This window comes from Maridesulfovibrio salinus (assembly GCF_055394525.1).
Genome location: NZ_AP042461.1, coordinates 3,216,298 through 3,241,298, shown reverse-complemented (window position 1 = coordinate 3,241,298; position 25,001 = coordinate 3,216,298). Strand labels below are relative to the sequence as shown.

Annotated in this window: 16 protein-coding genes; 11 read left to right on the top strand and 5 right to left on the bottom strand. The window is 47.5% G+C overall.

What is annotated here, in order from left to right; all coding sequences use genetic code 11:
• Positions 1-564 precede the first annotated feature (564 nt).
• The 7 genes from ACZ5PW_RS14720 to ACZ5PW_RS14690 all read left to right on the top strand — a co-directional run bounded on the left by ACZ5PW_RS14720 (position 565) and on the right by ACZ5PW_RS14690 (position 7,602).
• The gene (locus ACZ5PW_RS14720) at positions 565-2,751 is read left to right on the top strand and encodes an RHS repeat domain-containing protein (protein WP_464555040.1); all 2,187 of its coding nucleotides are present in this window, start codon (positions 565-567) and stop codon (positions 2,749-2,751) included.
• Between the two features lie 772 nt (positions 2,752-3,523).
• Positions 3,524-4,360 (top strand): RHS repeat domain-containing protein, encoded by an 837-nt coding sequence (locus ACZ5PW_RS14715; RefSeq protein ID WP_464560427.1) that lies wholly within the window; start codon positions 3,524-3,526, stop codon positions 4,358-4,360.
• 473 nt (positions 4,361-4,833) lie between these two features.
• The gene (locus ACZ5PW_RS14710) at positions 4,834-5,268 is read left to right on the top strand and encodes a hypothetical protein (protein ID WP_464555036.1); all 435 of its coding nucleotides are present in this window, start codon (positions 4,834-4,836) and stop codon (positions 5,266-5,268) included.
• Positions 5,269-5,325: 57 nt separating this feature from the next.
• Complete coding sequence (locus ACZ5PW_RS14705; protein ID WP_464560425.1) at positions 5,326-6,309, top strand: RHS repeat-associated core domain-containing protein; 984 nt, start codon at positions 5,326-5,328, stop codon at positions 6,307-6,309.
• The gene (locus ACZ5PW_RS14700; RefSeq protein ID WP_464555032.1) at positions 6,275-6,703 is read left to right on the top strand and encodes a hypothetical protein; all 429 of its coding nucleotides are present in this window, start codon (positions 6,275-6,277) and stop codon (positions 6,701-6,703) included. Before ACZ5PW_RS14705 ends, ACZ5PW_RS14700 begins: the two co-directional genes overlap by 35 nt.
• 57 nt (positions 6,704-6,760) lie before the next feature.
• Positions 6,761-7,387, top strand: coding sequence for an RHS repeat domain-containing protein (locus ACZ5PW_RS14695; RefSeq protein ID WP_464560423.1), 627 nt, complete (start codon positions 6,761-6,763; stop codon positions 7,385-7,387).
• Positions 7,363-7,602 (top strand): hypothetical protein, encoded by a 240-nt coding sequence (locus ACZ5PW_RS14690; protein ID WP_464555028.1) that lies wholly within the window; start codon positions 7,363-7,365, stop codon positions 7,600-7,602. The genes ACZ5PW_RS14695 and ACZ5PW_RS14690 overlap by 25 nt, the downstream gene beginning before the upstream one ends.
• 450 nt (positions 7,603-8,052) lie before the next feature.
• Here ACZ5PW_RS14690 and ACZ5PW_RS14685 read toward each other — a convergent pair whose 3' ends face one another.
• The 3 genes from ACZ5PW_RS14685 to ACZ5PW_RS14675 all read right to left on the bottom strand — a co-directional run bounded on the left by ACZ5PW_RS14685 (position 8,053) and on the right by ACZ5PW_RS14675 (position 11,766).
• A complete protein-coding gene (locus ACZ5PW_RS14685; protein WP_464555026.1) occupies positions 8,053-9,810 on the bottom strand; it encodes an AMP-binding protein in 1,758 nt (585 codons plus the stop codon).
• A 196-nt stretch (positions 9,811-10,006) separates the two neighbouring features.
• Positions 10,007-11,605: a sodium:solute symporter family protein gene (locus tag ACZ5PW_RS14680; RefSeq protein WP_464555025.1), complete on the bottom strand. Its 1,599-nt coding sequence runs from the start codon at positions 11,603-11,605 to the stop codon at positions 10,007-10,009.
• Complete coding sequence (locus ACZ5PW_RS14675) at positions 11,605-11,766, bottom strand: symporter small accessory protein (RefSeq protein WP_464555022.1); 162 nt, start codon at positions 11,764-11,766, stop codon at positions 11,605-11,607. Before ACZ5PW_RS14675 ends, ACZ5PW_RS14680 begins: the two co-directional genes overlap by 1 nt.
• 626 nt (positions 11,767-12,392) lie before the next feature.
• Here ACZ5PW_RS14675 and gdhA point away from each other — a divergent pair.
• From gdhA to ACZ5PW_RS14660, 3 genes are all read left to right on the top strand, one after another.
• Positions 12,393-13,739 (top strand): NADP-specific glutamate dehydrogenase, encoded by a 1,347-nt coding sequence (gene gdhA / locus ACZ5PW_RS14670; protein WP_464555019.1) that lies wholly within the window; start codon positions 12,393-12,395, stop codon positions 13,737-13,739.
• 292 nt (positions 13,740-14,031) lie between these two features.
• Positions 14,032-17,019, top strand: a complete 2,988-nt coding sequence (locus ACZ5PW_RS14665; protein ID WP_464555016.1) for a PEP/pyruvate-binding domain-containing protein — start codon at positions 14,032-14,034, stop codon at positions 17,017-17,019.
• A 229-nt stretch (positions 17,020-17,248) separates the two neighbouring features.
• The gene (locus ACZ5PW_RS14660) at positions 17,249-17,725 is read left to right on the top strand and encodes an STAS domain-containing protein (protein WP_464555013.1); all 477 of its coding nucleotides are present in this window, start codon (positions 17,249-17,251) and stop codon (positions 17,723-17,725) included.
• A 101-nt stretch (positions 17,726-17,826) separates the two neighbouring features.
• On the opposite strand, the gene ACZ5PW_RS14655 is transcribed toward ACZ5PW_RS14660, so the two are convergent.
• Both ACZ5PW_RS14655 and ACZ5PW_RS14650 read right to left on the bottom strand, forming a co-directional pair.
• Positions 17,827-20,919: an efflux RND transporter permease subunit gene (locus tag ACZ5PW_RS14655; protein ID WP_464555008.1), complete on the bottom strand. Its 3,093-nt coding sequence runs from the start codon at positions 20,917-20,919 to the stop codon at positions 17,827-17,829.
• Between the two features lie 2 nt (positions 20,920-20,921).
• Positions 20,922-22,085, bottom strand: coding sequence for an efflux RND transporter periplasmic adaptor subunit (locus ACZ5PW_RS14650; RefSeq protein ID WP_464555004.1), 1,164 nt, complete (start codon positions 22,083-22,085; stop codon positions 20,922-20,924).
• A 218-nt stretch (positions 22,086-22,303) separates the two neighbouring features.
• Here ACZ5PW_RS14650 and ACZ5PW_RS14645 point away from each other — a divergent pair, with 218 nt between their 5' ends.
• A complete protein-coding gene (locus ACZ5PW_RS14645) occupies positions 22,304-24,106 on the top strand; it encodes a DAK2 domain-containing protein (RefSeq protein ID WP_464555001.1) in 1,803 nt (600 codons plus the stop codon).
• Positions 24,107-25,001: the final 895 nt, after the last annotated feature.

Genomic DNA, 25,001 nt, shown 5'->3' with positions numbered 1-25,001 from the left:
GGGACCGTCTTCGCATTGCCGGAATAACCGGCGATTTCAGTCGCTCCTTGGGGCCCTCAGGAGGTCTCAATGAACTCTCGCGTTTGGCTCCCCTCAAATTGAGCCTCTACGTCAGGCTCTGTGTTGGAAAGTGACATCAGCGTTGATTTCACTCCCGTTGAGGGTTGATGATACCCGCCTTACTTCGGCGATTACCTTTGCCTTTGATTAGAACTTAACGCTGTTAAGTGGACTAGTCAACACCAAAAAAATATATTTTTTAAAAACTGGTTCATTTTTTTTAATCAGTAATTTTTTGATCATAAATAAATATTAAATATCAGATGTTTATATCACAGTAGTTTGTCACTGGTTAAGTGCAGATTCTTTGTTTCTGGACGGATTTTCTTGCCTTTGAAGGGCGGGTGAGCCGTGGTTTCTCGATTTTTGACTCAGGGCGGACCTGAGTTGCCTGATTTATGTCCGCCTTATCTCCTATACTGAATATTGAAACGGGTAAGGAACAGCTTTGAATCATTGGGATTATCACCAGATACCCCGCAATATCAAATGTAAGGAGAAAAAATGAAATCTATCGACCATTACAAAATGGAGCTTAGGCCCCGGAGTGAACTCACAACCGGACTTGTGCTTTACGGTGAGAACGAACCTGCTGAGAAACAGATTGAAAATCTCTGGAAGATCGTGGACCGCAGGACAGGGGAAGAACTATCAGAGCCGCAGATCGATTTTTCTGAATTTACAACCGGGGACATTCTATACCCTTCCATGATGAAGCCTGAAGTCAAAAGCAGATGGGACCGGAAGCAGTACGAGAAAGAGGAAGCCAGAGCGGCTTTTGCCCGGCTAAAACGCATGGTCCATGCCGAGTTCATGGAGCAGAACCCTAATCTGCCGGTGGTGCAGAAACTGAGGCAAACAACCTATGGCAATCAAATTCTGAACGAATTCAGGGGCCATTTCAAAGGCAGCGGTTCCACATTCAAGCCCGGAGCATTTCAGCCCGCAGCACCTCAGATTGGAACAGGAAAATCTATCCGTGATGAAATGGAACGTGACAATGTGGACATCAATGAAATTGCGGATGAGGTTTTACAGTTCCTGACACCGAAAACAGAAAACACCTACGCGGTACTTGCGGTCAACCGTGATGAAAATTTAAGGATTAAAGACAAGCTACTTGTGTCTGAGCAATCCAGTCACGTCCTTGAATACCAGTACGATGAAGGCGGGCGAATCCGGCTGGTCAAATACAACGGCGGTAATGTGGAAATATACGGGTACAACCAGCTGGGGCAGCGTGTTTCATCCCATGTCGCTGGTGGTAGGAAGCTGGAATACATGTATAACAATCTTGGGCAACTGGTCAGAGCCGGAGATACAACCTATATGTATGATGCCGATGGTGATCTGTCCGAAAAGAAATCATCCGAAGGTATCACCAGCTACGAATATCTGGAAACAGGTCAGCTTTGTGGAGTCCTGCTGCCGGATGGAACCGATATTGAATACCGTTTCGATGAACGAGGGTTCAGAACAGCCAAATACATCAACGGTCAACTTGTACAGCGCTATCTCTGGAAAGATTTGACCACCCTCGCAGCGGTAGAAGATGCCGGGGGTGTCAGCAGATTCTACTACAACGAACATGGTCGTCCAATAGGAATGGAACGCAATGGACGGGTGTTCCTTTTCGCAACCGATCAACTGGGCAGCATTTTTAATGTTGCCGACCCGTCAGGAAACAGTGTACAGGATATTCTATACGATTCTTTCGGTAGAAGGGTATATAACAGCAATCCCGAACATGAAGCGGTGCTCGGTTTCGGTGGCGGGCTGTATGATTCAGATACCGGCCTTGTGCATTTCGGTTACCGGGAATACGACCCTGTAATCGGGCGTTTCATTTCTCCTGATCCGCTCGGTTATGATGGCGGTGATGTAGATGTTTACGGTTTCTGTCTCGATGATCCGATTAACTTTGTTGACCGGGATGGGTTGAAGAACAGGACACAGGCTGCCGATGAGGGAGAGGAATCAGAGTCTGAGGATCAGGAATCCCGGAGTGATGAATCCAGTAAAAGGAAAAACGACTCCATTACTGGAATGGACATGCGCAAAGAGCTTCAGGCCCTGAAAAAGAGGAATGATAAACAGGAGTCCGAGACTGAATCCGAGAAAAGTGAATCTGCTCTTACGCAGGATAATAACAAGTATATAATAGGAGGTGGTGGGTCCGCAGCTATTCCAGGATTTGAGGGTTCTATAGGGCTTGATGCTGCATATATCAATAAAGATGAAGCTGCGGTATATTTCACATATGGACTGAAGGGCTCTTCTGGCTTTGGTTTTTCGGCAGATATCTCAGCAGGTACACATAATGCCACTAAAGCTAGTGACTTGGAAGGGGTTAGTACAACTGCATCCGGGGGGATAGCGATTCCGGGAACGCCTCTTGCCGTAGGTTATAGCAAAGATGTCAGCGAATCTAGTCAAGTCGACAAGCTGACCCTAAGTATAGGAAAAAAGAATCAATATCCACGTCCGGAAGTGAGTGGAGGGAGAGTTTATTCTAAAAAAATGTTCACAATTGATCCTTCCTTCGATGAACTGGGAGAGTCGGCTCAGAAAGCGGTTAGACTGATGAAAAAAGTGGCTCCTGAATCAAATAGTGTAGTTGATAAAAAATTAAGAAGACAAATTTTGGACAGAAAATTAAAATCAACAACTAAGACCATAACTAAAAAATAAGTATTAAGTAGAAGTATAATGATGTTTAAAATTATTAAAAAGAAATGTCTATGTTTATAATTAATTTGCAAAATAACATTATGTTGTTATTATGGTTAATAAGTGTAGTTTTTGGTGTATATGCAATGCTTATAGGAGGAGAGGTGGATGTCTTGTCTATATCTATTTCTTCTTTGTTGGTTCTCTTGGCATTAAAAACTAATATACTTATGTCTGAGTGCGATGAAAAAAAAGTAATTTTGAAATTCAGTGTATTCAAAATAAAAATATATACTGAAGATATAAATAAAATTGCACGACACGAAATTTTGATTTATCTCTCTCCTGGAAGATTAGACTCTTTCTTTTTATCAAGTAGAAAAGGATGGTATATTGTCAAATGTAATTCGCATCTAAATTGCTATTCATATCTTGAAAAAAAAATTATATGAAAATGTAAAATAAATATAAATTTAACTTATTATCATGTAATTTTAGGTGGTTTAATAGTAAATTATGGTTATTGTGTGGATTACCAAAGAGAAAACATGATGATTCAATATATATTGATATGATTTGCCCAAAATGCCAGCAAGTCTATCTGGCAGGACAAGCCCCTAAAGATTCTTGCTGCGAATCATGCGGAGTTAGTCTTGAGCCTCTAGAAGGATTTTATGAACGGCATCCAGAGCTGAGAGATGCTCCGGAGCCGTTTACCCAAGCAGAGAATGATTAATGATGACCCCGGACTTCGGTTCGGGGTTTTTTATTATGATTTCAGGCCCATCTCACTATTGCCGACCCGTCAGGAAACAGTGTACAGGAAATTCTATACGATTCTTTCGGTAGAAGGGTATATAACAGTAATCCCGAACATGAAGCGGTGCTCGGTTTCGGTGGCGGGCTGTATGATTCAGATACCGGCTTTGTGCATTTCGGTTACCGGGAATACGACCCTGTAATCGGGCGTTTCATCTCTCCTGATCCGCTCGGTTATGATGGCGGCGATGTAGATATTTACGGTTTCTGTCTCGATGATCCGATTAACTTTGTTGACCGGGATGGGTTGAAGAACAGGACACAGGCTGCCGATGAGGAAGAGAAAGCGAATGAGAGTTTGGAACCTGAAGGTGATGTATCTAGTTCAAACGAGCTTATAGATGCTGAACAGGGCACGGAAGTCGAAGATAAAGAAGAAAAATCTTCTGAAACAGAAAATGAAGAATCTAATGGAAATGAACAACAACCCCGATACGATAAAAAAGCCGGAGCGGATAATTCAAGACCTGCACCTTTAAAGAAGAAGTTTGCTGGCGCTGACCGAGAGGTCGTTAAGACAAAGAATAAACAGAAACCTAAGTTGACGCTTAAAGACCTTGGTAGTGCTGCATTTGAAGGTGTAGTGAAAGGAGCTCCAATTGGGGCTGTGTACGGTGGGACACTGGGCCCTTTGGGAAGTGCCGCAGGAGGGGCTACTGGGGCTGTTGCTGGTGCATCTATTAATATGCTTTACAAAGTGGGAGGACTAGTTCTATCCGAACTAACAGGAATAAACGAAGATTCTCAAAAGAGTTTGCGGGAAGCAATGGAAAAAATAAATGGTAATACTTCAAAAAGACCTAAAAAATGATTATATATATACTGTATACTTTATTCGGAATAGCTACAATTGCTGGTATGATTGTATATCTGACAAAATCAACGAAAACGATTGCATGTAAAAATTGCAATCAAGAATTTGGAGCTATTCCTAATAAAAATATGACCATAGTGTCTGTCTTTGTTTTTTGGGAGCTATTGATTGCTGGCATATTTATATTTGGTCACGGAATTTCATTTATGTGTTTACTCGCTGGCATTACAGTCATTTACTATCTTTTTAAAAAAGAGGGCTACAAGTGCCCGAACTGTAAAACAATCAATCAGCTATCATAAATCAATCACAACATATAATATATATGCCCCGGACTTCGGTTCGGGGTTCTCTTCTTGCTATCCATAAGTATTTAGGTGTCAGAAGATTTGCCCCACATCCATATCCGACTCTAGGTGGCGCAGTTAGTGCGATCAAACATTTCGTTGAAAAAGCAAAAGAAACTATAGATGATTATGGTAAATAAAAGAATAGAATCGCAAAACACTCGAGCTAGTAACGGCGGAACAGGTAGACTAATTCTTATTTTGTCAGGATGGTCTTTTTTTCTGTCTGGGGCTTTAACTCCCCTCGTTGGTGGAGGAGAATACAAAGGTTTTGAAGTATACGATTATGTGGGTTATATACAGTTGGTCGTAGGTTTTATAATACTGATTTATTTATGGAAAACTAAAGATGTCAGATCATTTAATTCTGACGGTAATATTGACCCAGAATATATAATTTGCCCAAAACGCCAGCAAGTCTACTTGGCAGGACAAGCCCCTAAAGACTCTGCATGCGAATCATGCGGAGTTAGCCTTGAACCCCTTGAAGGATTTTATGAACGGCATCCAGAGCTGAGAGATGCTCCGGAGCCGTTTACCCAATCTGAGAATGATTAATGATGACCCCGGACTTCGGTTCGGGGTTTTTTATTATGATTTCAGTCCCGTCTCACTATTGCCGACCCGTCAGGAAACAGTGTACAGGAAATTCTATACGATTCTTTCGGTAGAAGGGTATATAACAGTAATCTCGAACATGTAGCGGTGCTCGGTTTCGGCGGGGGGCTGTATGATTCAGATACCGGCCTTGTGCATTTCGGTTACCGGGAATACGACCCTGTAATCGGGCGTTTCATCTCTCCTGATCCGCTAGGTTATGAAGGCGGTGATGTAGATGTTTACGGTTTCTGTCTCGGTGATCCGATTAACTTTGTTGACCGGGATGGGTTGAAGAACAGGACGCAGGCTGACGATAAGGTATCAGAGTCTGAGGATCAGGAATCCCGGAGTGATGAATCTAGTAAAAGGAAAACCGACTCCATTACTGGAATGGACATGCGCAAAGAGCTTCAGGCCCTGAAAAAGAGGAATGATAAACAGGAGTCCGAGACTGAATCCGAGGAAAAAAACTCTGAGAGTGAGGAAGAAGAAGGAGCTCTAGAAAAGATTTATGATGGTATAGGCGAAGCCCTAACCAAAGGTGGTAAAGCAACAATTGAAGCCACATCCAAAGCAGGAGAAGCAATTATTAACGACCCAAAGATATTGGGCACTACTGTTGGTGCAGCTATATTACCTGCGGTAATTGCAGGAGGAGTACTTGGTGGTAAAGATGTTCTAGCTGCAGGAGCGGCAGGTGTCAGAAGATTTGCTCCCCATCTAGAAAAAGGTGTAAGCAGAATCAGTAAGGTTGTTAAGCGCGGCAGGAGTTTTATACGTGATGCAGAGAGTAAGGCTGATATAGGAATACGTACAAGCAAGATTGGAGAAAAGCATAAATTAAATCTTGAAAAAGTCGGCGAAGCAGCAACTGGACTTATTGATAATCAACCTCCTACCCCGACTCTAGGTGGCGCAGTTAGTATTGGTAAGGCTATCATCGAAGCAGGTGTCAAGTACATAGATGAATACTCTTCGAGAAAAGTTCAAAGTAAATAAAAAAAGAATTATTAAAATGAATATTGCAACATTGAAAATTGTTGGATGGTTGATAATCGTTTTTGGATTAGTCACTGCTTTGGGAGATGGCTCTTATTATAAAGGTTTTTATGTCTCACCTACCATTGGTTATGTAGAAATTGTTCTCGGTGTGATCATATTGCTATGGATACATAAAGATAAAGTAAATAAGATAGAAGATTCACAACGACCTGAGAGGACGAAAGATATGATTTGCCCAAAATGCCAGCAAGTCTATCTGGCAGGACAAGCCCCTAAAGATTCTTGCTGTGAATCATGCGGAGTTAGTCTTGAACCTCTAGAAGGATTTTATGAACGGCATCCGGAGCTGAAAGATGCCCCGGAGCCGTTTACCCAAGCAGATAACGATTAATGATGACCCCGGACTTCGGTTCGGGGTTTTTTATCATGATTTCAGCCCCATCTCACTATTGCCGACCCGTCAGGAAACAGTGTACAGGAAATTCTATACGATTCTTTCGGTAGAAGGGTATATAACAGCAATCCCGAACATGAAGCGGTGCTCGGTTTCGGCGGGGGGCTGTATGATTCAGATACCGGCTTTGTGTATTTCGGTTACCGGGAATACGCCCCTGTAATCGGGCGTTTCATCTCTCCTGATCCGCTCGGTTATGAAGGCGGCGATGTAGATGTTTACGGTTTCTGTCTCGATGATCCTATTAATTTTGTTGACCGGGATGGGTTGAAGAACAGGACACAGGCTGCCGATGAGGAAGAGAAAGCGAATGAGAGTTTGGAACCTGAAGGTGATGTATCTAGTTCAAACGAGCTTATAGATGCTGAACAGGGCACGGAAGTCGAAGATAAAGAAGAAAAATCTTCTGAAACAGAAAATGAAGAATCCAATGGAAATGAACAACAACCCCGATACGATAAAAAAGCCGGAGCGGATAACTCTAATCCGTCCCCACTGAAAAAGAAACTGGCTGGAGCAGATCGGGAACAGAAACCAGATGAATCCAGTTCCAAAAAGAAACCCAAATTAACTCTAGGTGACCTTGGAGAAGCCGCATGGGATGGGGCAAAAAAAGTTTAGTTCCCGGAGCAGTATATGGAACTACACTCGGTCCATGGGGTACCGTTGCTGGAGCTGCAACAGGGGCGGTCGCAGGTGCATCTGTTAATATGCTTTACAAAGTTGGAGGACTAGCAATTTCAGAGACAACAGGAATTAGCGAAGATAATCAGAAACGTTTGCGCGATTTTATGGAAAAATCAAATAAAAACCCCCGAAATCCTAAAAAGAGATAATGTCTTACTTAGTATATTCAATTGCGGAAATAGCATTCATTATAATCTTGGGCATTGTGCTTTCAAAAAAAACAACAATGATAACATGTAAAAACTGCAACCAAGAATTTGGAGCAATTCCTCAAAAAACAATCATAATTGTATCCTTTCTTGTTTTTTGCCAAATGTCCCTTGTAAATATTTTTATATACGGCAAAGGGCTATCTTTTATGTGCTACTTAGCTGGAATAACAGTTATTTACAATCTGTTCAAAAAGGAAGGGTATAAATGTGTCAACTGTAAAACAATAAACCAGTTACCTTTTATCAAGTAGGAAAGGATGGTATATTGAAAAATGTAATTCACATCTAAATTGCTATTCCTATTTTTAGTATCTCCACAACTGTTTATTAGGCAAGCCTAACTGTAAAAGCCGCATGGGGGTGTAGGCGAAGCCCAATGAATATTTTTTACCGTCTTTGGTTCTCTTCCTCGTCGATATAGAGGTAGCGCTTGATTTTTTTGGTGGGCGTTTTTTCAAACGGCTCTACCTGTTCGATTACCTTGGAGAGCTTTGCAAAGCTGGATACTTTACCGTTAACGGTCTTCTTGATGGAGTCGAGATGCTTCTGCACGGTTTCGCTGGCTTTGGATTCAATCATTTTGCCGGTGCCGAGTTCTTCATCAAGTTTCTCAGAGTCGAGATGAACGCGGGCAATGAGCTTGCCTTCAGCGCGATAAACAAGTGATTCCAATACATAGTCGCATTCGCCGATAATGGATTCGACTTCTTCGGGATAAATATTTTCGCCGCTGGGACCGATGATAACATTCTTCAGGCGACCGCGCAGGAAAATGTAGCCGTCTTCGTCAATGTAGCCGAGATCTCCGGTGCGCAGGAATCCGTCTTCCATGAGAACTTCTTCCGTTACTTTAGGAGCCTTATAGTAACCCTGCATGACGTTGGGGCCTTTGACCAGGATTTCGCCTTCGCCTGTTTCGGGATCAGGGTTGTCTATTTTTATTTCCATGCCCTTGAGAAGGCGACCTGCGGAACGAAAACGGGTGGTGCTGGCAGGCTCACCGGAGACAAGGGGGCTGGTCTCGGTCATACCATAGCCAACGGAATATGGCAGACCGGAGTGCATGAGAAATTCCTCGACTTCAGGAGCCAGAAACGCACCTCCGATGGGCATGCAGCGAAGTTCTCCGCCAAAGGCTTCCATGAGTTTTTTCCCAGCCACCCGGTAGAGTTTTTTTCGGGCGGCACCGAGCTTCATGACGTTACGCATGATACCGGAGCCTTTGAGTTTGGGCTGGACACGGTTCTTGAATATTTTTTCAATAATCAACGGTACGATGAGCAGAAAAGTTGGCTTGACCTTGCCCATAGCCGGAAGCAGGGTTTTGGGGGTGGGCGGCCTGTGAAGATAATGAATGGAAGCACCACGGATAATAGGCAGCACCATGCCCAGTGTGCATTCAAAGGTGTGTGCCAGCGGCAGGACTGAAATAAGACGGTCCTCTGTTGTTACGGCAACCATATCGGCAGTTCTGCTGGCGTTGAATACGATATTGCGGTGGGTGAGGATTACACCTTTGGAACTTCCCGTGGTTCCGGAGGTATAGAGTATCGCGGCAACGTCATCAACTTCTACTTCTGTAGACGGGCGTATGTATTGCTTGCCCTTATCAGTATATTTTTCAATTTCTTTGCTGATTCGTTCCTTGATCTGCTCTTTCACTTGTCCAAATGACTTGTATGCTTGAGCCATGCCTTCCTTGAAAGTCTGGCGCAGCCCGTCTTCGGTGTAAAGTGAAAAGTCATTGAGAATGATAATGGTGCGAAGGTTCTCAGATTCGTACTCCTCCAACTTGTGCATCAACCGCTTGGAAACGAATATGGCCTTGGTTTCGGAGTGGCGTAAAATGTGATGCACTGCACCTTCGTGAAATTCAGTCAGGATCGGAACGGCGACGGCGCCCATACAAGTGATGGCAAGGTAGGCTGCAGCCCAGTTGGGCATGTTTTCACTCAGGATGGCAACTTTGTCGCCCTTTGTGATGTCGCGGCTGTGGAGCAGCAGGGAAACGTCGTCTACCAGCTGTTTGAATTCGCGGTAGGTCATGGGGTTTTCACCCACAAAACAGACCGCGGGACGATCGGCATATTTTTCGGCACTAATTGTCAGCGCATTTTTCAGGGTCGGGGTGTCTTGCAAGGTCAAGGTCCAGTCTCCTTAGATGTAAATTGGTCAGTCAGTAGTGACCGCTAAATTGCATCGGGTCAAGTGCAACACGCAATCTGCTCTGTTAAAACCATAGATCATGATGGTTTAAAGTAGTCCAATTTACTGCATCTCAAACAGGAAAAGGGTGCAACCTCAAAGATTGCACCCTTTATTTTTAGTGGTTGCAGCAGAACTACATATTGCTCCAGCACTTATCCACATGTTCTTTGCCAAGCTTTGGCGTAACCATTGCCACCCCGATCGCCAGAGCAAGAGATACGGGCAGTGCAACCACGTTGGGGTCAACCCACTGCAGGAGCCATACCCATGAACCTTTGGCCGCGGATGATACCAGAGTACCCTGTCCGGTGAGTAACTGACAGAGTCCGATTGCTGTGGCTTCCTTGGCGTGCACGAAGAGCAGCCAGAACATGGAAGCGCAGAATCCGCCCACAAGTGATACCTTGGCGGCTTTCTTGGTCATCCCTTTCCAGTAAAGTCCCAGCAGATAGATGGGCAGGAACGATGCCGCACAGAGCCCGAAGAAGAATGCAGTAGCCCTTGCGATAATGGACGGCGGCAGCACCCATGCCCAGACAATTGCTGCCAGCAGGGTGATGGATACACCAAGCTTGGTGATCTTCACGGATTTTTCATTGGAGACTTTGACGAACCGTTCAAAGAAGTCACGTCCAAGGGCGGTTCCGCCTACGTGGTACTGGGAAGAAAGGGTGGACATACCCGCGGCAAGCATTGCCAGCAGGAAAAGGGATGAGAACCAGTCCGGCATCATCTGTTCTATGTAGAGAGGGATAATCTTGTCCATGTTTCCACCGGCGACAGCAATGGATATCTTGCCCAGTTCCTTGTAGAAAACAGCGTTGGAGAGTGCTCCGGTAAGGAAGGCCACCCCGGTCATGAGCGGGATGAAAATTCCACCGTAGAGAACGGCCCGGTTGAGTTCACGGTCGGAGGGAACGGTCATGAAGCGCACAACAAGCTGCGGCTGGGCCAGAACACCGATGCCTACTCCGTAAACAATAGTGGTATAGATAACCAGCCAGAGCGGGGTCCCGAACTCTGCTCCCTGAGTCCAGCCTATCATTCCGCCTTTTATAAGCTTGTCAGGCATGAGATGGACCATGTCGGTCAGGGTCTGATGTGCTTCGGTTATTCCGCCAAGCATGGAGTAGGTGGAAACGATGAGGATAAGCATCATCACCGCCATAATCATTCCCTGAAACGCGTCAGTGTACATTACCGCTTTCATGCCGCCTGTAATAACATAGACAGCCAGTATGAGACTGATGACGATAAGCGCTGTAGCATATGGGATACCGAATGATATCTCCATCATGCGGGAAATACCGATGAGTACCGCCGCGGCGTAAACGGGAATGAAAAGAAAGATGATTCCGCCCGAGAACCCCTGAATGAATCTGGAGTTGTAACGGCGTCCGAGCAGTTCGGGGAAAGTGTGGCTGCCGAGGGCGAGCCCCATGCGGCGGGTGCGTTTACCGAAGAAAACCATTGCGGTGAAGATACCCACAACGATTGTGGCAAGTGTGAGCCAGAGCAGGGGGAAACCGAAAAGTCCTGCCGCGCCGCCGAAACCGATAATTGCGGAAGTGGAGACAAAGGTGGCTCCGTAGGACATGGCCATGATGAAAGGGTTCATCTGCCGCCCTGCGAGCATGTAGTCAGTAGATTTTTTGGTTGATTGCCAGCCCTTGAATCCGAGGTAGAAAATTACAGCTAGATAAATAAGGGCGATGATAATTTTAACAGTCATTATTCCTCACCCTTGCCTTTCACTTCAACATTCAGGGCAGTGGCTTCAGGTTTGCCCTTGTTATTCCAGTTCAGGATTCCGTAAACCACACATCCGAGCGAAGAGAGCAGACACAGCCAGAAAACGACTGCTATCTCGACGCTTCCGAGTCCTAACATCATTTCAAAGCCTCCAGTTTGTTAAAAATGTAAAAAGTTGCCTTTGCAGAAGAAAATGAAGGAGATTTATCGAGGGGCAGGATGAAACCGGAGAACCCGGGCAATAAAAAAGGCCGCGGGCTTGGTGCCTGCGGCCTGGGTAAAACTCTTTCAGTTCGCGTTTACGCGAGTGAACACCTCCAGACCACAGGGCTGGTAAAGCTAAAAAAGTTAAAAAAGAAAAATAGATCTTTTATGGTGTTCATGAGGCTATAACTAAACGAGTATTTACTCACTGTCAACTTGTGCATGTTACAAAATTGGATCAAAGAGTAAGTTAATGACGATCAGTCTTTCAATAGACTGAAAATGAAGTAGAAAATGTGTCTACCCTTATTCGGCTGTATTTGATTCGTGAAATTTGGAAGTCAGGCAAAGAAAATTTTCAACACATAGGTCGTGACTCCTGTTTATCATCATTAAGTAAAAATTACATATTTGGCAAAAATATCGTGAAAAATAAAAGAGGTCATTTTTTTAAAAAGATGTGTGGACTTAGTCGTTTAGTGGTGGAATAAAGAAGTAAAAATTAATTGATGGCTGCTGAATTTTAATCTTTCAACTGCTTAAAGCCGATCAGGAGGCTTTGAATGGATATTTTGGAACTGGTCAAAAACAGGGACCCTAATGAACGTGAATTCCATCAGGCTGTGAGCGAGGTTGTAGAATCGATCAAGCCTGTTCTTGACCGCAACCCGGAATACCGCAGTGCCGGGATTATGGAGCGGATTGTGGAGCCGGAGCGGGTGATCATGTTTCGTGTTCCCTGGGCGGACGATGATGGTGATGTTCATGTCAACCGGGGCTTCCGGGTTGAAATGAACAGCGCGATAGGTCCCTATAAAGGCGGTCTGCGTTTTCACCCTTCGGTGAACCTCGGCATTCTCAAATTTCTGGCCTTTGAACAGGTCTTCAAGAACGCGCTGACTTCGCTTCCCATGGGCGGCGGCAAGGGGGGCTCCGATTTTGACCCCAAGGGCAAGTCGGATATGGAAGTGATGCGCTTCTGTCAGAGCTTCATGCTTGAGCTTTCCCGTCACATCGGCCCGGATACTGATATCCCCGCCGGCGATATCGGGGTCGGGGCTCGTGAAATTGGTTACATGTTTGGCATGTACAAGAAAGTGCGTAACGAGTTCACCGGAGTGCTTACCGGAAAAGGTCTCAACTGGGGCGGAAGCCTGATCAGGCCCGAGGCCACCGGTTACGGTTCGGTTTACTTTGCGGCTGAGATGCTGAATGCCAAGGGCAGAACCCTTGAAGGAACCACCTCGCTTGTTTCCGGTTCGGGCAACGTTGCCCAGTACACCATGGAAAAGTTGCTTGAGCTTGGTTCCATTCCGGTCACCTTTTCCGATTCATCCGGTTATATTTACGATGAAAAGGGCGTGGACCGCGAAAAGCTGGATTATATCATGCAGCTTAAAAATGTCCGCCGCGGCAGGGTGAAGGAGTATGTCGAAAAGTATCCTGAAGCTGTTTATACTCCCGTGGACCCGGATGGCGATTACAATCCTCTCTGGAGCCACAAGGCTGACTGCGCCTTTCCTTCCGCCACCCAGAACGAAATCAATGCCAAGGACGCAGCCAATCTGGTGTCCAATGGTGTAAAGGTTGTATCCGAAGGCGCGAATATGCCCACCATGCCCGAGGGTGTGGATATTTTCCTGAACAGCGGACTTCTCTACGGCCCGGGCAAGGCCGCCAACGCGGGCGGCGTGTCCGTATCCGGTCTTGAGATGAGCCAGAACAGCATGCGCCTGAACTGGACCCGTGATGAGGTGGATGAACGTCTCAAGATTATCATGCACAATATTCACAAGTCCTGCCTGCACACTGCTGAAAGCTACGGCACTCCCTTCAACTATGTGAACGGCGCTAATATCGCCGGATTCTCAAAGGTGGCTCAGGCGATGATTGATCAAGGTGTTGTGTAAAAACGTTCTGTCTTATATTCTGTGCTTTAATTTCCTGAAAGGGCGGACGGCGGAGCTCCCGCCGTCCGTTCCTGACAGTCTGTAAAGCACTGGACGCGGTGCAACCGGATAAACACTGAAACTTTTGTATAAGCAGTTATACTTTGTTCCGGTGTTTTCTTATTTTATAGCCCACGGGGGCAGTCTGCGGGGTAATCTCTGGGGCGGACCTCGGAAGATTTATGCGGTATGCTTCTTTTTATTGAATTCTTATGAATTACGGCAAACTCAGGTGAACAGCAGGCAGGGAGCGATGGAAGATAAAATGACCTTTCTGGAGGGGCAGAGCGGCAAGTTCACTCTCTATCATGATCTGATGCAGATCAAAGTCAGGGATATACTGCTTATCTCAAGCCCTTATGACGCATGGGTGATGGAAGAGGACAGCCGTATCTCCGAGAGGATCGTCAGCGAGTACCGAGGACTGAATCTCAGCCGTCCGCCGAGGCTCACCTGGGTCTCTAATATTGAAGAAGCACTGGACCTGCTGGACGTGCGCTTTTTTGATCTGGTCATCCTGATGCCGCATCTCACCAATATGAACTGCTGTTCCATGGGCAGGAGAATCAAGGAGAAGATTCCCGGCATTCCGGTCGCCATGCTTGCCCATAAGCAGCTTGCGGTATCGGATGAGGAGCTCTGCGACGGAACCGACCGCCAGTTTGTATGGTCCGGTGACGCCGAACTTCTGGTGGCCATCGTCAAAAACCTTGAGGACCTGCTGAACGTCGAGCACGATACCAGTGAGGTCGGAATCCGGGTCATTATCGTTGTCGAGGATTCCCCCCGTTATCTGGCATCCCTGCTGCCTATCCTCTACAAGGAACTTGTGCGCCAGACGCAGGCATTGATGGAGGAGGGACTTAATTCCGAGCACCGTTTACTGACCATGCGAGCCCGTCCCAAGATTCTTACGGCCAGAACATACGAGGAGGCTGTCGGTCTTTTTGAAAAATACGAGCCTTATATTCTCGGGGTAATTTCCGATGTGCGTTTTCCGAGGATGAACAGGCTGGACGGCAATGCAGGGATTGAGCTGCTCAAGGAAATCAAATCTCACCGCGCGGATATCCCTCTGCTGCTGGCGAGTAACGAGCCGGAAAACAGGGAACGGGCTGAATCGCTTCAGGCCTGTTTTGTGGATAAGAATTCACCGGAGCTGATGAGCGCGGTCCGCAAGTTCGTGGTCGACCATCTGGGGTTCGGTGATTTTGTTGTGCGTGACCTTGATGACAACGAGGTCGGACGCGCCGGAAGCCTGTATACTCTGGAACGCATTCTCGAAAACATGCCCGAGGATATTTTCAAGCGGCATTGCAGCCGTAATGATTTTTCCCGCTGGTTCTACGCCCGTACGGAAATCACTCTGGCCAACAGGATAAGGCCTTTGCGGGCCGGGGATTTTCCCGACTGGGAAAGCCACCGCACCCACCTCATCGGGCTTATTCGGCAAAGACGCATGCAAAGACAGCAGGGCGTCATTGTCTCCTTCAACCCCAAAGATTTTGATCCGGATACGGATTTCCTTAAAATCGGTTCTGGTTCCCTTGGCGGCAAGGCGAGGGGAATCGCTTTTATCTGTTCCATGATCAACCGTAACCAGTGGCTGCATGAAAAATATTCCGGGATGGTCATAAAGGCCCCCAGGACATTGACTATCGGAACATCAGGCTTTGATGATTTCATGGAGATGAACGACCTCTCCTACCTTGCTACCGCAGATGTGGAGGATGAGAAGGTTGCCGAAATTTTTGACGAAGCCTTTTTCCCCGGCTGGATTGAAGCTCAGCTCTGGGCTTATCTGCATGAAGTCCGCTATCCGCTTTCCATCCGTTCATCCAGCCTGCTGGAGGATGCCCAGTATCAGGCTTACGCCGGACTTTACTCCACCTATATGATTTCCAACGACCATCCGGATATCGAGCAGCGGCTGCGGCAGCTTGTGGATGCCATCAAGCTGGTCTGGGCTTCCACTTACTATAAAGCTCCGAAGTCGTTTTCCCGGCGGGTGAACCAGCGGACCGATGAAGAGAAAATGGCGGTCATTATTCAGGAGATGGTGGGCGAAAGGCATGGAGATTACTATTTTCCAGCCTTGTCCGGTGTGGGGCAGTCCTATAACTATTATCCCTTCGGTAAGATGAAGCCGGAACACGGGGTTGCCACAATCGCCCTCGGCATCGGAAAATCCGTGGTGGACGGGGAACAGTGTATCCGCTTCTCTCCCAGGTATCCCAAGATTCTGCCGCAGTGTCCGACCCTTTCCGATTCTCTCAAGAACGCCCAGACATCATTTTACGCCCTGCAGATGCAGAACGGGGAACTCCACAGCATTCACGACAACGCCAACCTCGAAAAACTCGACATCGCTGATTTTGAAGACTCCACTCCGGTAAAAATGCTTGCTTCCACCTATATTCCGGAAGAGGAAAGGATAAGGGATACGGCCCATGTCCCCGGCCCCAAGGTCATTCTTTTTGCTCCGGTTCTCAAACATAAACTGATTCCTCTGGCCTCGGTGCTTGGAGACGTGCTCAAACTGGCGGAGAAAGGTATGGGCGGTCCGGTGGAAATCGAGTTCGCGGTTAAGCTTTTTGAAGACAGCCGCAAACCGGAATTTCATCTGCTGCAACTGCGCCCCATGAGTGCTCGTGCGGACCTTAATCAGGTCAGTATTGAAGAGGATGATTTAAAAAATGCGGTCTGTATATCAACGCATGCCCTCGGCAACGCCGAAAAGACAGACATCGAAGACATACTCATCGTCCGCCCCGATTCCTTTGACGTTGCCAAAACCCGTGAAATTGCTCTTGAGATAGCGTCAATGAACGGTGCGCTGGTCAAACAGGAACGCAAGTACCTTCTTGCCGGTCCGGGGCGTTGGGGGTCCGCGGACCACTGGCTGGGTATTCCAGTTGAGTGGCCTGATATTTCCGGCGTTTCCGCCATAGTTGAAACTTCCACCGAAAGCCTGAAGGTTGAACCTTCCCAAGGCTCGCACTTTTTCCATAATATCACCACTCTGGGCATCAACTACCTGATGGTGCTTGATAAACCCGGTAATCTCATGGACTGGGACTGGTTCACTTCGCAGCATGCGGTCGAGTCCGGTAAGTATGTCAGCCACATCCGCCTGCCCGCTCCCATCACCCTTAAAGTTGACGGTCGCTCATCTCAGGGCGTGGTTCTTCCCGCAAAGGGCAGTGATGAATACTGCCTGCTGCAGGAGTGCGTTACCTGATTATCCTGCCGGAATATACCAGCAATGATTTTATTCTGACTTAACTTGGACTGATTGCTCATTATTAAGCCCAACTTCTTGTTTCTGTTTATTTTATATGTAAATAGCATTCCAAAACAGTATGTTTTTTGCTATGGTTTTCTCAGATATATGGAAACCATGCCGTACTGTGAATTGAGGGAGGGAGATTTTCAGTAAATGTAGGCACGGTTGCTGCAGAGAACGTATTATGACTAACATAGCAGAACGTAACATAAATACCGGTAGAGGGGTCAACATCCGGAATTTACACGCAAATCCGGTAGGACAAAATAATGACACAGGTCGGGATCTTGACCTGGACATCAATCATGTTGTTGACACTCCCTTTGACCTGATCGAACGCCAGAAGGGTGAATTCACCATTTTTGCGCCCAAGGGACCTCTCAACAACGCAACCAGAAAGTTTTTCAAGAAGGTTCTGTATAATGCTGCCGATGAGGTGGGCTGCAAGATTATCATCAACCTTCGGTTTGTGGATTCCATTGACAGCGTAGGGCTCGGCATTCTTATAACCGCTCATAAGAAGGCTAATGAAAACGGCGGTATGGTCGTTTTTACCGATATGAGTGAAAGAATCTCCAAGAATATGAAGATGCTGTACATGGACCGTTATTTGAATATCCGCCCTGACATGAAGAGTGCGGTAGAGATGATGGACTGGTAGTTTAACTACTGATTGAAAAGTTTAACTTACAACCCCGGACTGATGAATTTCAGTCCGGGGTTTTATTTTGCTGATCCGGTGTTTTCCCGGATTCTATGTGCTTATCCCTGATTGTCGAATTTGTGCGGGATACCGAGTAGTTCACGCTTGGCGCGGCCGCGTTCATAGGACCATTTCTGGTAGGAATCCATGTAAGTGTAAACTACAGGGGTAAGATAGAGTGTCACCACCTGCGATAGAATCAGTCCACCCACGATCGCAAGTCCCATGGGCTGGCGGGCCTGTGCTCCGGCTCCGAGGCCGAGGGCGATGGGCATGGCTCCGGCAATGGCGGCTATAGTGGTCATCATGATCGGTCGGAATCTTTCCAGTGATCCTTTCATGGCCGCTTCTGAGGGCGAAAGGTTGTCTTTCTCCTCTGCCTCCAAAGCAAAGTCCACGACCATGATAGCGTTTTTCTTGACGATACCGATCAGCATGATAACCCCCACAATGCCGAAAAGGTCGAGGTCCTTTCCGAACAGGGTCAGGGTCAGCAGTCCGCCGATCGCCGCCGAGGGCAGACCGGAGATGATTGTGATCGGATGGATTGCACTTTCATAGAGAATCCCCAGAATCATATAAATCACAAAGACCGCCACAATCAGCAGGAAAAATACGCTGGACATGGATTTCTGGAATTCGTCCGCTGTTCCTTCGAAGTTCGAAACAACGGTATCCGGCAGTTTGTCGAGCGCAAGTTTGTTGATGGCTCCGGTGGCGTCACTGAGTGAATAGCCGGGGGCAATGTTGAAAGAATAGGTTACAGAAGGCAGCATACCCGTATGGTTGACCTGCATGGGCCCGGGTTTTTCCTCAAATGTGGCAATGCTGTCCATGCGGATAAGGTCGCCATTTTTGTTGGCTACGTGCAGTTTCATGAGATCACGGGGGTCCCGCTGGTTGTAGGGAAGAACCTGCAGGATAACCCAGTACTGGTCAGTATCGCCGTAGATTGTTGAAACCTTGCGTTCCGAGTAAGCGGAGTTGAGAGTATTTTCAATATCATGGGCGGTTACATTGTAGAAGGAAGCCTTGTCCCGGTCTATCTTGACCCAGAGTTCCGGGTTGCTGTCCATGAGGTCCGAGGTCAGTCCGGTCAGGAACGGAATCTGCCGCAGGTCCATTTCGAATTCCGGAGCGATGGAATAAAGTTCCCTCTGGTCCGGAGCCTGCAGGGTATACTGGTACAGGTTCTTGGTTGATTTTGCCGAGAGCCTGATCATGGGCGGATTCTGAATCCAGCACATTATACCGGGGCTGTTGTTAAGCTTGTACATCAGGTTTCTCGCCACTTCATCAGCGGTCATCTTGCGTTCTCCGGGCGGAACGAGCATGGGGAATATGTAGCCCTGGTTTTTGACGGGTGCTCCGGCAACGGTAACAACGTCCTTGATGTTTTTGTCTGCCATCAGGATGGGCTCAAGTTCTTTGATGTGATCCTTCATTGAATCGTAGGATATTCCCTGTTTGGCCTGTGCGAATCCCTGACAGTAGCTCATATCGTCCGTTGGCAGAAAACCTTTGGGGATGGCGATAAAGAAATGGATGGTGGCGAGAAGAATCAATCCCGCGGCAACCATTGTCCAGTGCCGGTGGCGCATTACAAAGTGCAGGGAGCGGTCATACTGGCGGAGCAGGAAGTCAAAGAAGGGGTCTGATTCCGAAAGCTTGCTGCCCGGTTTGAGAATGCGGCTGGCCAGCATGGGGGTCATGGTCAGGGAGACAACGCCGGAAGCGAGGATTGCCACGGTGATGGTCATGGCGAATTCATGCAGTATGCGCCCGATGATCCCGGACATGTACATCAGCGGAATGAAGACCACCGCCAGTGAAAGGGTCATGGATATAATGGTGAAGGTGATCTGCTTTGCACCTTCCAGAGCGGCCTGATAGGGTTTCTTGCCCATCTCCAGATGGCGGACGATGTTCTCGATCATGACCACAGCGTCATCCACCACGAATCCCACCGACAGCGTCAGTGCCAGCAGCGAGAGCGTATCAAGCGAATAGCCCAGCACATACATGATGGCGAAAGTGAAAACGATGGAAACCGGAACCGCCACCGAAGCGATCAGTGTTGCGGAAAAGTTTTTCAGGAAAAAGAAAATTACGCAGATTACAAAGAAAATGGCCAGCATCAGGGTTACCTGAACATCATCCACAGCTTCTTCGATGGGAATTGAGCGGTCGTAGAGGACCTTCATGTTGATTCCGGCCGGAATCTGCTGCCGGATGGTGGGCAGCATGCTGATGATGGTTTTGCATACTTCTATTGTATTGGAGCCGGGCTGTTTCTTGATGGCGATGATGATAGCCCGTTTGCCGTTAACCCATGAACCGGACTTGTCCGATTGGACAGAGTTGATCACTTCACCGATTTCGGAAAGACGCACCGTGCGCCCGTCTTTGGATTCGAAAATCATGGGCATGAATTCATCGGCATTCTTGAGCTGCCCGGTGGCTTCCACGGTTACCGCCTGGAGTTTGTTGTCCAGTGTTCCCACAGGCTCCTTGACGTTCTGTTCTGCGATTGCCTCGCGTACGTCATCAATGTCTATTTTGCGGGCGGCAAGCTTCTGGGGATCGACCCTCACCCTCACCGCAAGCTTTGATTCACCGTATATATCGACCTTAGACACACCGTTGACCATTGAGATGGAGTCGGTCAGAAAAGTGGTGGTGTACTCGTTGACCTTGTGGATGGGCATTGATTCGGACCAGATAGCCATATAGAGCACCGGGTCGTCCGCCGGGTTTACTTTTTCGTAATAGGGGGGCTGGGGCAGGTCCGAAGGCAGGTTACCGCTGGCCCTTGATATGGCGGCCTGAGTATCCGAAGCCGCTCCGTCAATGTCCCGGTCAAGATCAAACTGCAGGGTGATCTGGGTCTGGCCCTGCGAGTTTACTGAACTCATGGAACGCAGTCCCGGGGTTGAAGTGAATTCCTTTTCCAATGGCGTTGCGACCGATGATGCCATGGTCGAGGGACTGGCTCCCGGCAGCGAGGCCGTTACCTGCAGGGTCGGGAATTCCACGGCGGGCAGGTAGCTCACCGGCAGGTTGAGGTAGCCGACTATCCCGAAAAACACCATGCCTATGACCACCAGTGTGGTCATGACCGGACGTCTGATAAAGGTTTCGGTGATATTCATGGCTAATCACCGCTTCCTTCTGCCGCGGTCCCGCCGGAGCTTTCAGTTTTTTTAACCGCTACTTTCGCGCCGGGGTAGAGCCTAAGCTGCCCGTCAGTAACGATGGTTTCCTGATCCTTGAGTCCTTCGGTGATGATATCGACCTTTCCGGAGCGGCGCTGCACAGTTACCGGGCGCATATCAACTGTGCTGTTGCTGTGCATTACCCAGACAAATTTTCCTTTCGGTCCGGTGCAGGTGGCCTGCATGGGAATCTGGATAACTTTTTCATTATAAAGTCTGAGCCTGATTTCCACATAGTTGCCGGGCCACAGGATGTGATCGCTGTTTTCAAAAGTTGCCTGCATCCAGACGGTTCCAGTGTTTATATCCACATTGTTATCAATGAAGTTCAGACTTCCGATTTCAGGGTGTTCGACTCCTTCGGTTATGGCGGTGACTTCCAGAGTGGCATTGGCGGCGTATTTCTGGACTTCCGGCAGGTATTTCTGCGGCAGGTAGAAGTTGACGGCTATGGGGGAGATTTTGTTGATTACAACCAGTTCGTCCTTGTTCTCTTCAATGAGGTTCCCTGCTGTAAGGTTGATGTATCCGGCAAGGCCGTCAATGGGGGAGCGGATAAAGCAGTAATTGAGATCGTTGCGCGCATTCTGCAGTTTGGCCTGTGTAACCGCAATGGCGTCACTGGCTGTTTTCATGTCCAGCCGTTTCTGTTCAAAGTTTTCTTCACTTACTACTTTACGCCTGACGAGGTCTCTGTACCTGTCGTAATCCTTTTTGGCCTGCTGGTATTTAGTGGTGTCTGAGGCAAGCTCAGCCTTGAGCTGGCGGATTGACGCCTCATAAGGGGATGGGTCCATGGTGAAGAGCTGCTGTCCTTTCTTGACGTATTCCCCGTTCTTTATGAAAATTTTGCTCAGGTAGCCGGTAACACGGGAGCGGACCGTGATGGAGTCGATGGCTTTCACGGTTCCGATCGCCTGCAGGTAGTAGGGAGTGTTCTTCAGTTCAGATTTACCTATTGCGACAGGGGCGGGCGGGGTCTGCTGTGTGGGCTGCTTCTTCTTGTCACAGCCGTACAGAATAGAGCATGTGAGTGACAGGGAAAGCATTAAGGCAAGTACCACTTTAACGGGAGGTGATTTTCTTGTTGTGCGGCCTTTCATCTGAAGAGTCTCCTTACACTTAAAATATTTGAACAAGATATACACCAAAGCTGAGCTGCTTTGAAGCGTCTTTGTTAAATTTAGTTGAACAGAAAAAGACATTGTTGTATTTATTTGCAAAATAACTTGCAAAGATACCCCATTGAAGGCACTAAGGGAAAGCCTGTGTTACATTATTGACACATGCTTTTCGAAAACATTAAGCCAGTCATAAATATATGGAATCAGCAAATACCGTAAAAATCGATTATGTTGACGGTGTGAGATTCAGAAGAGGGGTCGTGGCTGCTGCAAGCAAGCTTATCGCCAATTCTCCGCATCTGGATGCCATCAATGTCTTTCCCGTTCCCGACGGAGACACCGGGGCCAACATGGCCGGAACCATGCACAGTATCGTGAGTTCCACAGGTAAATCCGTAGAACGTTCACTTGAAAAAATGAGCAACATCATCGCGGAATCCGCCCTTGATGGAGCCAAAGGTAACTCCGGCGCGATTCTGGCGCAGTTTCTGTGCGGTTTTGCGGAAGGAGTCAAAGACCTTTCCAAGATTTCTCCCGCGGATTTCTCCCGGGCTGCGTCCATGGCCGCAAAGCGTTCATGTGAAGCTATTTCCGAGCCAAAGGAAGGAACCATTCTCAGTGTAATCAGAGATTGGGCCGCCCATCTGGACGCCAATGAGTCCAAATACAAGGACTTCTACCATCTTCTTTCCGATTCCCTTGAATTCGCGCGTGGATCTGCGAAATCCACCACCGAGAAACTCGCGGAACTCAAGACCGCCGGTGTTGTGGACGCCGGAGCGCAGGGCTTTGTTTACCTCCTTGAAGGTATTATGGAGCTTCTGGATAAAGGCAGAATCGAGAAAAGTTTTCTTTCCACTAAAAATTCCTCTCTGGATGTTCAGGGTGTTCAGGACAAAGTCGCGGTTGATAAACTGGACTTCAGATACTGCACCGAATTTCTCATCAAGGGCGAGTCCGTTGATAAGGAAGCTATCCGTGAGAACATCCGCGAAATGGGCGACAGCCTGATCGTGGCGGGTATGCCCGGTTCCGTTAAGGTGCATATCCATACCAACGATCCCGACGCGGTGGAGAAGATTGTTTCCGGTTACGGAAGAGTGGACAAACGCAAGGTTGATGACATGCTCGTTCAGCACAAGCGTCTGCTGGATGATAATGTTAAAGTGGGCATTGTTACAGACAGCACCTGCGATATTCCTGCCGAGATTTGTAAGGAGTATGACATCCGTGTTGTTCCCATGCGTCTTTCCATTGACGGTCGTGAGTTCATCGATCAGGTGACCATGACCCCGGCTGAATTTTACAAGGCGCTTCCCGATACTGAAAAAGCGCACACCTCCCAGCCTTCTCCGGGTGACATGAAGCGGGCCTATGCCGCTGCCAGTTCCGATTACAATGATGTTGTTTCATTGCACGTTGCAAAGGCTCTCAGCGGTACTTACCAGAATGCCCTGACAGCCAGCAGTTCTTTTGAAAATGTACGCGCCTTTGATGCCAAGCAGCTTTCGGTAGGTCTTGGACTCCCGGTTCTTGAAGCTGCCCGCGCCGCCAGAAACGGTGCTTCCGCTGCTGAAGTCAAACGTGTCGCGGACCGTGCCATTGAAAATGTCAAAATTTTCGTGACCATTGATACCCTTGATTATGCTGTCCGCGGCGGCCGCATGAGCAAAGGGCAGGGCTTCATTGCCAAGGCTCTCAATATCAAGCCGATTCTGCAGTTTGCCGGTGAAGGTAAACCCCGGGTTGTGGCTAAGTCCTTCGGACGTAAACGTCAGGAAGACGCTCTGCTGAAAATAGTCCGGGAAAACGCATACGGAAAAGGCAATATGCGCTACGCCATCTCTCACGCTGATGCTCCGAAAACTGCCGAGCATTTTGCCAGAATTCTTAAGGATGAGTTCGGTGTTGCGCCGGAGTTCATCACCGAAGCTTCCCCGGTGCTTGGCCTGCACAGTGGTCCCGGAGCCTGCGCGGTAGCTTTTATTGTCGATGATTAGAATTTAAAGTGTGCTGTTGATGGTGTTTTAAAGTTGCGGCTGTACAGTCGAAGCTGAATAAAAAGACTGAAACTCACGGGTGTCCAATAACGCTTCGTTGCGGTATGTTACCTATATATGGCATCTGGCACTTTCTAGCGATTGTTTTTAAATTAGTTGTCAGACTCAGGCGGGTCCGGTTTTACCGGGCCCGCCTTTTTTATGAGATGCGTTGTTAGCCGCCGTTCCTGATTTTATTACTGTTTCTTAGGGATGTTGCCGATTATTTCCTTTGAGTGCATGTATCCGATGCACAGTATCTTATTCGTTCAGAAATTCGAAAAGTTCCCGAATCAGTCTCGAGTGGATTTGGAATCTCCATTTCCTGTGCCTTTTAACCGAATTACTTTGGGAAGATTAAAGGCTTCATCTGTAGATTGTTTGATCAATCAACAAAATAACAACTTTGGAAAATCTGGTTTTAGCGTTGATTTGGGTGACTGGCTTGCGAAAAGCGGGACAGATAAAGGGATGTGTGGGGCAGGGGTGCTTCTTGGACGGGTAGAGCTCTTGGAGCATTAAGGAATTTTTGTCGGGATTAGCTTAAAATAGCACATAGTTCTTTGGTTTATTATTAAAAATAAGGAAAAAAAATATTTTTTCCTGTGTGACGCGGAAAAATATTTTCTTTTTTGTATATTTATTTTCTTCCTGTCAGGAAAGATGTTATAGAGTTCATCAGGTTGGCAGGTCTTGATTTTCAGGGCTTTGCATTCATTGGTGTATGTCTGTTATAGAAGGTCTATTTTCGCGGTTTAGCAAAATGGGGAGATTATTTTCACTATTGTACATAAATGGAAAAATGGTGCGATTTCCTTGACTTTTCCTTGTTTTAGGCTATAAAAATTTCTCACTC

What these genes read in the sequence shown, in the direction of transcription:
- ACZ5PW_RS14720 (WP_464555040.1), top strand. Translation starts at nt 565, where the DNA reads ATGAAATCTATCGACCATTACAAAATGGAGCTTAGGCCCCGGAGTGAA.
- ACZ5PW_RS14710 (WP_464555036.1), top strand. Translation starts at nt 4,834, where the DNA reads ATGATTATGGTAAATAAAAGAATAGAATCGCAAAACACTCGAGCTAGT.
- ACZ5PW_RS14700 (WP_464555032.1), top strand. Translation starts at nt 6,275, where the DNA reads ATGAATACTCTTCGAGAAAAGTTCAAAGTAAATAAAAAAAGAATTATT.
- ACZ5PW_RS14690 (WP_464555028.1), top strand. Translation starts at nt 7,363, where the DNA reads ATGGGATGGGGCAAAAAAAGTTTAGTTCCCGGAGCAGTATATGGAACT.
- ACZ5PW_RS14680 (WP_464555025.1), bottom strand. Translation starts at nt 11,605, where the DNA reads ATGACTGTTAAAATTATCATCGCCCTTATTTATCTAGCTGTAATTTTC.
- ACZ5PW_RS14675 (WP_464555022.1), bottom strand. Translation starts at nt 11,766, where the DNA reads ATGATGTTAGGACTCGGAAGCGTCGAGATAGCAGTCGTTTTCTGGCTG.
- gdhA (WP_464555019.1), top strand. Translation starts at nt 12,393, where the DNA reads ATGGATATTTTGGAACTGGTCAAAAACAGGGACCCTAATGAACGTGAA.
- ACZ5PW_RS14665 (WP_464555016.1), top strand. Translation starts at nt 14,032, where the DNA reads ATGGAAGATAAAATGACCTTTCTGGAGGGGCAGAGCGGCAAGTTCACT.
- ACZ5PW_RS14660 (WP_464555013.1), top strand. Translation starts at nt 17,249, where the DNA reads ATGACTAACATAGCAGAACGTAACATAAATACCGGTAGAGGGGTCAAC.
- ACZ5PW_RS14655 (WP_464555008.1), bottom strand. Translation starts at nt 20,919, where the DNA reads ATGAATATCACCGAAACCTTTATCAGACGTCCGGTCATGACCACACTG.
- ACZ5PW_RS14650 (WP_464555004.1), bottom strand. Translation starts at nt 22,085, where the DNA reads ATGAAAGGCCGCACAACAAGAAAATCACCTCCCGTTAAAGTGGTACTT.
- ACZ5PW_RS14645 (WP_464555001.1), top strand. Translation starts at nt 22,304, where the DNA reads ATGGAATCAGCAAATACCGTAAAAATCGATTATGTTGACGGTGTGAGA.